Origin of the sequence: Streptomyces sp. NPDC096152 (assembly GCF_044763235.1) — a bacterium.
Lineage (GTDB): Bacteria > Actinomycetota > Actinomycetes > Streptomycetales > Streptomycetaceae > Streptomyces.
This window is the reverse complement of the sequence record NZ_JBIWFW010000003.1, coordinates 282,146-292,115: the sequence shown is the minus strand read 5'-3', so window position 1 is coordinate 292,115 and position 9,970 is coordinate 282,146. Positions and strand designations below refer to the sequence as shown.

General features: G+C 71.7%; 9 protein-coding genes. 6 read left to right on the top strand and 3 right to left on the bottom strand.

What is annotated here, in order from left to right:
- The first annotated feature begins 192 nt into the window (after window positions 1–192).
- The 5 genes from ACIQ9G_RS11520 (at window position 193) to moeZ (ending at window position 6,577) form a co-directional block, all read left to right on the top strand.
- On the top strand, window positions 193–1,977 hold the full coding sequence (locus tag ACIQ9G_RS11520; protein ID WP_403608281.1) for a DUF3492 domain-containing protein: 1,785 nt from the start codon (window positions 193–195) through the stop codon (window positions 1,975–1,977).
- Entirely contained in the window at window positions 1,974–3,374 is a 1,401-nt protein-coding gene (locus ACIQ9G_RS11515) for a hypothetical protein (RefSeq protein WP_403608280.1), read from the top strand. Before ACIQ9G_RS11520 ends, ACIQ9G_RS11515 begins: the two co-directional genes overlap by 4 nt.
- Window positions 3,375–3,623: 249 nt before the next feature.
- Window positions 3,624–4,586, top strand: coding sequence for an NAD-dependent epimerase/dehydratase family protein (locus tag ACIQ9G_RS11510; protein WP_403608279.1), 963 nt, complete (start codon window positions 3,624–3,626; stop codon window positions 4,584–4,586).
- Window positions 4,574–5,335, top strand: coding sequence for a spherulation-specific family 4 protein (locus ACIQ9G_RS11505; protein WP_403608278.1), 762 nt, complete (start codon window positions 4,574–4,576; stop codon window positions 5,333–5,335). Before ACIQ9G_RS11510 ends, ACIQ9G_RS11505 begins: the two co-directional genes overlap by 13 nt.
- A gap of 63 nt (window positions 5,336–5,398) precedes the next feature.
- Window positions 5,399–6,577 carry an adenylyltransferase/sulfurtransferase MoeZ gene (gene moeZ, locus ACIQ9G_RS11500; RefSeq protein ID WP_403608277.1) on the top strand — a complete coding sequence of 393 codons (1,179 nt, stop codon included), beginning with the start codon at window positions 5,399–5,401 and terminating at the stop codon, window positions 6,575–6,577.
- Window positions 6,578–6,741: 164 nt separating this feature from the next.
- Here the strand turns inward: moeZ and ACIQ9G_RS11495 are convergent, their stop codons facing one another.
- The 3 genes from ACIQ9G_RS11495 to ACIQ9G_RS11485 form a co-directional block, all read right to left on the bottom strand.
- Window positions 6,742–7,068 (bottom strand): hypothetical protein, encoded by a 327-nt coding sequence (locus ACIQ9G_RS11495; RefSeq protein WP_403608276.1) that lies wholly within the window; start codon window positions 7,066–7,068, stop codon window positions 6,742–6,744.
- Between the two features lie 219 nt (window positions 7,069–7,287).
- Window positions 7,288–7,446 carry a hypothetical protein gene (locus ACIQ9G_RS11490; RefSeq protein ID WP_403608275.1) on the bottom strand — a complete coding sequence of 53 codons (159 nt, stop codon included), beginning with the start codon at window positions 7,444–7,446 and terminating at the stop codon, window positions 7,288–7,290.
- A gap of 393 nt (window positions 7,447–7,839) precedes the next feature.
- On the bottom strand, window positions 7,840–8,157 hold the full coding sequence (locus ACIQ9G_RS11485) for a hypothetical protein (protein ID WP_403608274.1): 318 nt from the start codon (window positions 8,155–8,157) through the stop codon (window positions 7,840–7,842).
- A 181-nt stretch (window positions 8,158–8,338) separates the two neighbouring features.
- Here ACIQ9G_RS11485 and ACIQ9G_RS11480 point away from each other — a divergent pair, with 181 nt between their 5' ends.
- Window positions 8,339–8,872: a hypothetical protein gene (locus ACIQ9G_RS11480; protein WP_403608273.1), complete on the top strand. Its 534-nt coding sequence runs from the start codon at window positions 8,339–8,341 to the stop codon at window positions 8,870–8,872.
- The last annotated feature ends 1,098 nt before the right edge of the window (window positions 8,873–9,970 follow it).

The following is a 9,970-nucleotide window of genomic DNA, read 5'->3' as shown; positions in this document are numbered from 1 at the left end:
TTTGTTTGTTTTTTTTCCCCCCCCCCCCCCGCCACCCCCCCCCCGCTGTTATTTGCCCGCCGGCCCCCCTTTGGGGGGGCCCCCCCCACCCCCGCCCCCCCCCCCCACCGCCATGTCCGCATACCTTCTTCCCGCTGCGAGCCGCCGGTGCGACGGCGGCTCCCCACACCGGGAGAGATCGGGGGTGTACGCGTGCGCATCGGACTGGTGACACAGGGTGGTTACCCGTATGTGAGCGGTGACGCCGGACTGTGGTGCGAGCGGCTCGTGCGCGGGCTCGCTCAGCACGAGTTCGACGTCTACGCGCTCAGCCGCAGCCGGCAGCAGGAGGACGAGGGCTGGGTCGCGCTGCCGCCGCAGGTCGTCGGGGTCCGTACCGCGCCCGGCTGGACGGCCGACGACGACGGGGTGGTGTACGGGCGCCGCGCGCGCCGGCGCTTCGCCGAGTGCTACGGCGAGCTGGCAGCCGTCCTGTCCGCCACCGCCACCGCCATCGGCGGGTCGGGGGCCACCCCGTCCGCCACCGGCGACGACGAACTCGGCACGGCGGTGCACGGGGGCGGCCCGGATGACGAGGCGGACCGTTTCGCCAGTGCGCTGTACGGGCTCGCCGAACTCGCCCGCGACGAGGGCGGACTGGTGGGCGCCCTCCGCTCGGAAGCCGCCGTCCGCGCGCTGGAGAACGCCTGTCGTGCGCCCGGCGCACAGCGCGCGGCGCGCGAGGCCCGCGTACCGGACCTGCTCGCGGTCGCCGCGCATCTGGAACGCGCCCTGCGCCCCCTCTCCCTCGACTGGTACGAGGACGACGGCCTCGGCGCGGCCGACGTCTGCCACACCGCGGCCGGCGGCACGGCGGCCCTGCCCGGACTGCTCGCCCGCCACTTCCGCGGGGTCCCGCTGCTGGTCACCGAGTACGGCGTGCAGGTGCGTTCGCACTACCTGGCGGCGGGAGCCGACGGCACCGCGCCCGCCGTGCGCGCCCTGCTCGCCGTCTTCCACCGCAGGCTCGCCGCCGAGGTCTACCGGCAGGCCGCCGTCGTCACCCACGGCAACGCGCACGCCCGCCGCTGGCAGGAGCGCTGCGGCGCCGACCGCGCCAGGCTGCGCACGGTCCATCCCGGCATGGACGCCGCCCCCTTCGCCGAGGCCGGCGAGTCGCCCGAGGCCGCCGACCCGCTCACGCTGGTGTGGTCCGGCCGGGTCGAGCCCGCGAAGGACCTGGTGTCCCTGCTGCACGCCTTCGCGGAGGTGCGCAGGGAGCAGCCGAGGGCGCGCCTGCGGATCGTGGGCGCGGCGGCCGGTCCGGAGGGGTCCGCGTACCTGGGCCACTGCCGGGCGCTGGCCGCCCAGCTCTTCCCCGACGAGGCCGAGGGACCGCACACCGTCGGCGACAATCCCGTCTCCTTCGAGGAGGTCGGCGGCCCGGAGGCCCCGACGCAGGCCGCTGTGTACGCCTCGGCCGCCGTGGTCGTCCTGTCGAGCGTCGTCGAGGGCTTCCCGGTCGGCCTCGTCGAGTCCATGTTCTGCGGCCGTGCGACGGTCTCCACGGACGCCGGCGCCGTCGTGGAGGTCATCGGCGGCACGGGACTCGTCGTTCCCCCGCGCAATCCGCGGGCGCTCGCCGAGGCGTGCGTGACACTGCTGCGCGACCCCGAGCGCCGTGCGCGCCTGGGGGCGGCGGCTCGCGCCCGCGCGCTCGAACTGTTCACCGTCGAGCAGAACATCGCGGCATTTCACGGCATTTACCTGGAGATCGTCTCGCACAACCCGATGCGGCACGTCCTCCTCGACGACAGCGGCGACCCCCTGCCGTTCGCCGCCCCGGCCGAGGCCCGTGTGCCCGGCCACTGGACCGGAACCGCCGCCCCCGTCGCGGCCCAGGACGCCCCCGGACGGCCGGCCGGCGCACCGCCGCAGCCCACCGTCCCGGCCCTGGCGACGGCTCCGGCGACGAGCGTGCGGGAGGCCGTCCGATGAGCGGCACGGGAGAACTGGACCACCCCGGCACCCCCACCAGCCCCGGCGCCTGGGACGCGCGGTCGCTGCGATGGCTCGACGAGACGGAGCCACGGCCGAGCGACGACGACCCCGGCGCGCTCCACGACACACCACCGGCGCACACACCACCGGCGCACACGGCACTGGCGCGCACGGCGCGCACGGCCTCCGACCGCGGCGCGCCCGCGGCGGCGGGCACCGGGGGGGCGGTTGCCCCCGAGGCGGCGGGCGCCGTGGGCAGCGTGGGAGCGGTCACCGCCGTCCGGCGCGGTGCCGCCGACCCCGTCAAGACGCTGATGCACCGGCACCGCGAACTGTGCGAGCGGGCCGTCGACCCCCTGGAGATCGCCGCCGGTCTGGAGGCGCACGGCGTCACCGACCGGACCGCCGCCCGATTCCGCCACCGGGACGTCTTCTCGCTCGCCGAGGAGATGTACGCGCGCATCCCCCGCGACGGAGAGGAACCCCCGCGCCCGGAACCCGCCGCCGAACCCCGGCCGGGCATCGGCCGGACCCTGCTCGGCCTGCTGCCCGGCGTACTGTGCGCGGCGGCCCTCACCGGGCTGCGCCTCACCGGGGGCCGCACGCGTTGGGTCGTTGCCGCGGCCGGCGCACTCGCCGTGGCCCTCGCCCTGCGCGCCGCGCTGCGCCGGGGCCCGCTGAGCGCTCCGCGGCGCACCGGCAGCAGCGCGCCGGCCGGCCCGAACACGCCCGGCACGCGCGCCTGGACCTGCTGGCTCGTGGCCTATGCCCTGCTCGGCGACGGTCTCCTCGCGGTGGCCGTGGAAGGGGGCCCCGACGGACTGCCCGACGGCACCGCGGGCGGCCCCTGGCCCGTGACCGCCGCGCCCGTGCTCGCCCTCACCCTGGCCTGCGCCCCGGCCCTCTGGACCGCCCGGCTCTTCACCGCCCGCGCCCGGCGCAAGCTCTCGGCCAGCCGCGGCCTGGAGGAGTTCGCCACCTCCGTACGGCCCCTGCTGCTCGGCACGTTCGGCCTGTTCCTCTGCGCCCTCGCGGCCCTGCTCGCCGCGAGCGGCGCGGCCCTGCGCGAGTCCGCCGGCTACGCCCAGGCCCTCGCCCTGGGCGCCCTGCTGCTGCTCGCCCGTCTCCTCGCCGCGCACGGAGTCACCCGCGCCCCGGCCGCCGCCCTCGCCGTCGCGGCCACGGTCGAGGCCACGGCCCTCGCCACGGTCTTCGCCGCCCGCCTCCCCGGTTGCGACGTCCTGGCCGTCCCGGTCGACAGCCTCGTGGTCGCCCTCGGCCCCGGCAGCATCCCGGCGCTGGCCTGCGGAGCCGTGGCCCTCGCCCTCCTCGTTCACGCGACGCACGCACTGACCCGGGCCTCGGCCCACGCGGGAGCGGAGGGCCGGCCGTGACGGGCACACGGCCGGCCCCGCGCACCCGCGGCCGCCCACGGCACGCCCCCGGCGGGCCCCGGGCGGCGCCCGTACCCGCCGGGCGCGAGCCGCAGGCAGAAGCCGGCCTCCGGGCCGGCCGCGGGCACCGGCCCCACCGCCGGAGCCAACCGCACCACCCCCTGAAGGAGAAGACCAGATGACCACCTCCCGATCCGGATCATCCGGAGCATCCGGAGCCACCGGAGCGCACACCCCGGGAGCCGCCCGATGAGGGTCCTGCTGATCGGAGCCAACGGATACCTCGGCCGTTTCGTCGCCGACCGCCTGCTCGCCGACCCGGCGGTCCAGCTCACCGCGCTCGGCCGCGGCGACGACGCCGACGTCCGCTTCGACCTCGCCACGGGCAGTCCCGGCGCGCTCACCCGCTTCCTGGACGCGGTCCACCCCGGGGTCGTCGTCAACTGCGCGGGTACCACCCGGGGCGGCGCCCGCGAACTCACCCGGCACAACACCGTCGCCGTCGCCACCGTCTGCGAGGCCCTGCGCCGCAGCGGCTGCGGCGCCCGGCTGGTGCAGATCGGGTGCAGCTCCGAGTACGGCCCGAGCCAGCCTGGCTCCTCCACCGCCGAGGACGCCGTGCCCCGCCCCGGCGGCCCGTACGGCGTCAGCAAGCTCGCCGCCACCGAGCTGGTCCTGGGCTCCGGCCTGGACGCCGTCGTGCTCCGCGTCTTCTCGCCCGCCGGACCCGGCACCCCCGCCGGCTCCCCGCTCGGCCGCCTGGCCGAGGCCATGCGCCGCGCCATGCAGTCCGGCGACGGCGAGCTCAAGCTCGGCGGACTGGGCGTCCAGCGCGACTTCGTCGACGTCCGCGACGTGGCCCGCGCCGTCCACGCCGCCTCGCTGTCCGCGGCGCAGGGCGTCATCAACATCGGCTCCGGCCGCGCCGTCCGGCTCCGCGACGCCGCCGCGGTGCTCGCCCGAGTGGCCGGATACGGCGGTGCCCTGCACGAGCTCGACGGCCCGCCCGGCGCCCACCTCAGGGCCGGCATCGGCCACCCGCGCCCCGACTCGGACCACCCGGCCCCGGTCGCGTACCCGTACCCCGACGGCTGCGGAAGCTGGCAGCAGGCCGACGTGCGCACCGCGCGCGACCGGCTCGGCTGGCGCCCCCGGATCAACCTCGAAGAATCCCTGGCCGACATCTGGATGGAGGCGGCATGTCGTATCTGATCAGCACGCCACCGGGCACTCCGCCGGGCACCCCGGGCACCGACGTCCGCACCGGCCTCGGCGTACCGGGCTGCGCCCACCCCCTGCTCGCCCCGGCAGAGTGGGGCGAGCTGTCGCGGCCCGGCGCACCCCTGCACTGGGTCGTCCTCAACGTCGCCGGCGGCCCCGGCGTCCGCCCCGACCCGCACTGCCTCGAGGCGGCCGGGCGCCTGCGCAACGGGGGCGTACGCGTCCTCGGCCATCTCGACGCCGCGCGCGGAGCCCGGCCCTTCGCCGAACTGGTCGCCGACGCACACCGGTACCTGGAGTGGTACCGGATCGACGGCTTCCTGCTGGACCGCTGCCCGACCGACCGCACCGCCCTGCCCGAGACACGCCGCGCGGTCGCCACGCTCCGCGCGCTCTGTGACGACCCCCACATCGTGCTCGGCCACGGCACTCATCCCCACCCCGGCTACGCCGAGTACGCCGACCAGTTGGTCACCTTCTCCGGCTCCTGGAGCGACTACCGCTGGTCACAGGTGGCCGAGTGGACCGCCGACCATCCGCCCGAGCGCTTCTGCCACTTCGTGCACGGCGTCCCGCGCGGGCATCTGGAGGAGGCGCTGCGGATCGCCCGGTGGCAGGGCGCGGCGACCGTCTGGTTCACCGACCGCACGGGCCGCGGCGGCCACGCCGACCCCTGGGAGACCATGCCCGGCTACTGGGACGAAATCGTCTCGCGGGTCGGAACGGGTGTCTCGGAATGAAAAAGGCCGTGGCAATGTTACGTGGAGACCAACCGTAATGACTGACCGACCAACGGAGTCCCCGTGTCGCTGCCACCCCTGGTCGAGCCGGCCCCCGAGCTCACCGTAGACGAGGTCCGCAGGTACTCCCGCCACCTGATCATCCCCGACGTCGGGATGGACGGGCAGAAGCGGCTGAAGAACGCCAAGGTGCTGTGTGTGGGCGCCGGCGGCCTGGGCTCGCCGGCGCTGATGTACCTGGCCGCCGCGGGCGTGGGCACGCTCGGCATCGTGGAGTTCGACGAGGTCGACGAGTCGAACCTGCAGCGCCAGATCATCCACAGCCAGTCCGACATCGGCCGCTCCAAGGCCGAGTCCGCCCGCGACTCGGTCACGGGCATCAACCCGTACGTGAACGTGGTCCTTCACGAGGAGCGGCTCGAGGCCGACAACGTGATGGACATCTTCAGCCAGTACGACCTGATCGTCGACGGCACGGACAACTTCGCGACCCGCTACCTGGTCAACGACGCGTGCGTGCTGCTGAACAAGCCGTACGTGTGGGGCTCGATCTACCGCTTCGACGGCCAGGCGTCCGTCTTCTGGTCCGAGCACGGCCCCTGCTACCGCTGCCTCTACCCGGAGCCCCCGCCCCCCGGCATGGTCCCCTCCTGCGCCGAGGGCGGCGTCCTGGGCGTGCTGTGCGCGTCCATCGGCTCCATCCAGGTCAACGAGGCGATCAAGCTGCTCGCCGGCATCGGTGAGCCGCTGGTCGGCCGCCTGATGATCTACGACGCCCTGGAGATGCAGTACCGCCAGGTCAAGGTCCGCAAGGACCCGAACTGCGCGGTCTGCGGCGAGAACCCGACCGTGACCGAACTCATCGACTACGAGGCCTTCTGCGGCGTCGTCTCCGAGGAGGCCCAGGCGGCGGCCGCCGACTCGACGATCACTCCCAAGCAGCTCAAGGAGTGGATCGACGACGGCGAGAGCATCGACATCATCGACGTCCGCGAGCCGAACGAGTACGAGATCGTCTCCATCCCGGGCGCCCGCCTCATCCCGAAGAACGAGTTCCTGATGGGCACCGCCCTGGAGAACCTGCGGCAGGACCGCAAGATCGTCCTGCACTGCAAGACGGGTGTCCGCAGTGCGGAAGTCCTCGCCGTCCTGAAGTCCGCCGGCTTCGCCGACGCCGTCCACGTCGGCGGCGGCGTCATCGGCTGGGTCAACCAGATCGAACCCCACAAGCCGGTCTACTGATCACGGGCCTCGCTGACCAGCGAGGCTGAGGAAGCCCACGGCTCTGAACTCCTCAGATGCTGTGGGCTTCTGTCGTTGTCGGTCGGCATCGGGTGCCCTCGGACGGCCCAGGGACGGCCCGGGCTTTGCCGGACCGCGCCCCTCCTCGTAGCTGTCTCGCGGGCTTATAGGTCGATGCGGGACGCACTGTCGCCACGCCTGACGACGACGTGTGCCGGCCGGAATGGCAGACCGCGCAGCGTCGGCTCCATGACCTTGAAGAGAGCGTCTGCATTCGGTCCGTAGGCATAGAGCACGGCCTCGCCCGCGCCGAACTCGTTGCCGTCGAACTCCCCGACCCCGGCCTCATCGATCGCTGCTGCCATCACCTCCTCAGCGCCGTAGACCTGCTCCCGCTGGTCGGCGTCGCCGAAACCGTCAGCGGCAAGCCGGAAGTGGGCAATCACGGCGTGCTCGTCATCCCCGCTGTCCGAGGCACTGGGTGTCTCCATGACGGACACATTCTCATCGGGCTCTGACATCGCCTGCCTCGGCTGGGGTCACCGGGAGTTGGTGGCACGACCTCTTCGTCCCGAAGCAACTTGGTCGGGCGCTCAACCTCGACCTGCTTCGTTTCCGATCTGCGGCGATGGTTCGCGGGCGTCCGTGCGTGTCCGCCGTTGTGCGTCGGCGTCGTCACGCAGTTAGACACGCACCCGGTGGGGATCGCTTCACTCCTCCCCAGACGGGATGAGGCGATCGGCGCTTTCGGCGTCGTCTACGTGTCCGTGCGCGTCGACGGTAATCGGGGTGGCGCGTCCCTTGGCGGTGACCAGCCATGCAAGGACCTGCTCGGTCAGCGGCCCGTTGTTGGGGCCCTCATCCTTCATCGTCCATGACGTTGGCCGGCCTGACTGGCCCACCTCCGTGTCCTGGTGGGACCTCAGCTTGGGAAGCTTGGGTGCCTTAGGGGCGGTTGGGCTTCTGACCTGCGGGAGAGCGGGGTGGAGCACCTCGACGCTGGTGGCTCGTTGCCCGCTGTTCCCCGTGACTCCCCGCCCAACCTGGCACGGATGTGGCACGGCCAGGCTGAACGCCGGATGGGCCAGTGCTTGGCCGTTTCGGAGCGTGTGAGTTCAGTTCTCCGGGCTTAGGCATGGCGGTACCAATGTCGCAGATCCAATCGGGTGACCTGCGGCTCTCGACCTGGACTACTGTCGTTAGTAGTCGTCACCGGTCGTCACTGAGCGACCTCGGACGGCCCAGAGACGGCCCAGGAATGATCACTCGTTGGCTGCCCGCCACTCATCGAGCCGGACCTTGACCTGGTAGTTGTGGTCGGCGTGCCAGAGGACCTCCCCACTTACGAAGGCCCCGAGGGCCGGGAGGTCCATCCCGTGCGGCATGGCCGTGATCTCCGCTAGCGCTATGGCGTTCGGCACGCCGTCTATACGTATGAAGACCCCGAAGGGCCGGCGACCGATCACCTCGCCGGTGATCCGGGCCCCTGCCGGCAGGGCCGCGACGGTTGCCGCCCAGCTCTCCTGCACCGTGTCCGCGGCCGACGCTTCAGGGTCCGTGGGCCACGCGTACTCATCCATGGCTAGATCATGACGCTCAGGGAGACTGGGAGCTTAGAAGGCGCACTTCTGGTTTGCCCGCGGTGGGCCAGTGACCTGGTCAGTTGTACGGTCTGCCGTAGCCTCGCATGCCGACTTCGACACGCATTCGACTGCCTTTTTAAGGTGTGACGAAGCCGGTGTCAGTGCACACTTCTTCGCCGTGGAGATCATCAAGGACGAGCTTCGGCGTCTTCGGTCCGGGCTCGGATCTGAGGACAGCGAACAGAGGCCGTTTCTCGTGCGGGTCCAGTTCACCGCCGAGAACCCGACACAGGTCATCGCGGATGCCCGTGCTGTGCTGACGAGTGTGGTCGAGCGGACGGACGACTGGCCCGCCTTCGAGCGGTGGTCGGAGCTGCTGCCGGCCTGGTTCGTGCAGCGTTGTGCACCGGAGCACGCGGAGTCGGGGGCTGGACCGTCGTTCGACGCCCGGGCCTGGCTCCGGAAGTGGCAGGCGATGACGCCCGAGCAGAAGGCGGACTTCAGCCAAGGACCTTGGACACTGTCAGGCTGGCTCTACTACTTCGACCCAACCGGCGAGGGCATGGGCGACGACCGCAGCTGGTGGTGGTGGGACGCAGGGTCAGACGAGGCGGGCAACGGCTGGGTTGAGGTGGCCACCACCGGCTGGCCATTCGGCAGCGGTTCGCTGTCTTGGCTGATCGAGGCCAGTGGCGGCAGGGATCTCACCTGAGGAGCGTCAGCGTCGGGGACCTCGGCGGTGGTGTCGCTGTGCAGCACTCGCGTTGACCACCGCATTAGGAGTTCGATCCCAGGCGTCTCCAGACTGTCTGACCAACCGGGTAGGTCCCGTCGAGGAACGCACCCGACCGCTGCTGTCCGCTGTCGTTGATGTCAGGCCTGGATGTCAGCGAGCCCCCCTACCAACCCATGCCGAACAGCGGCTGGAAGGTGGCCGCGATGCCTCGGCCGGTGCGCCATCCGCAACGCGACATGCGCAGCGCTTAGTGTCATGTCATGGGTGCAGCGTTTTTTGGACTTGCCGGAGTGAGTTCGAAAAGGCCGCCGATCAGGCGATCATGATCCTGAAGGAGGTCTCCGGATCTGAAGGTGTGCTGCGCCGGCGGCGCTCACGACTTGAGCGGCGTGTCAAATGGCCCGAATTGTCGCAAGTTCTGGACCCAGGAGAGAATCCAGCTAAGTGACACCCGCTTTAAAAGGAGCGAGGTTGGGCGGTCACGGGTTTGACCTGCCGATTCCCTGTCTTGGCCAGAGTCGGCCGAACTCGCCCCCACGGACCCTGGTTCCCCGTGAGTCCCCGTCCGTTCTGGCGCGAGCGTGGCACGGCCACCGCGGCGTGGGCCCTCGATGCGAACTATGGGCGCGATGGTTTCCGCCGGCCAAGGGCGTAGGCAGCACAGACTGCGGTCACCGTCATGACGATCCGGATGACTTTGTCCGTCTCGGAGAGCGCAAAGATTGTGAGTACGGCGACGTAGCTCCGTTCCCACCATGCGCTGTTTCGCCAGTGGATCCGGTTCCCGGACATCACCAAGCGAGCGATGACCAGCAAGAGGCCGACTCCAACGCACAACCCGAGGGCGTACCAGTCTGCGGCCTGCATGCCTTGTCCTCTGCTTCTGATGTCCTACGTGCTCAGCCTGGACACTACCGTCGCGGCCCGCGTGCTCTTATCTCCGAGGTCGCACACGGTTCTTCTGATTCTGTGTCTGAGGCCCGTTTGCTGCTGAGGGCGGTGCGTCTGGGGTCACGGTGTCGATCTGGTCTTCCTCAACTCTGCTTCACGGATGAGCACCTGCGCCGGCGTCCG

Coding starts and splice junctions, on each gene's coding strand:
- ACIQ9G_RS11505 (WP_403608278.1), top strand. CDS start 4,574: ATGTCGTATCTGATCAGCACGCCACCGGGCACTCCGCCGGGCACCCCG.
- ACIQ9G_RS11515 (WP_403608280.1), top strand. CDS start 1,974: ATGAGCGGCACGGGAGAACTGGACCACCCCGGCACCCCCACCAGCCCC.
- ACIQ9G_RS11495 (WP_403608276.1), bottom strand. CDS start 7,068: ATGGAGACACCCAGTGCCTCGGACAGCGGGGATGACGAGCACGCCGTG.
- ACIQ9G_RS11510 (WP_403608279.1), top strand. CDS start 3,624: ATGAGGGTCCTGCTGATCGGAGCCAACGGATACCTCGGCCGTTTCGTC.
- ACIQ9G_RS11490 (WP_403608275.1), bottom strand. CDS start 7,446: ATGAAGGATGAGGGCCCCAACAACGGGCCGCTGACCGAGCAGGTCCTT.
- ACIQ9G_RS11485 (WP_403608274.1), bottom strand. CDS start 8,157: ATGGATGAGTACGCGTGGCCCACGGACCCTGAAGCGTCGGCCGCGGAC.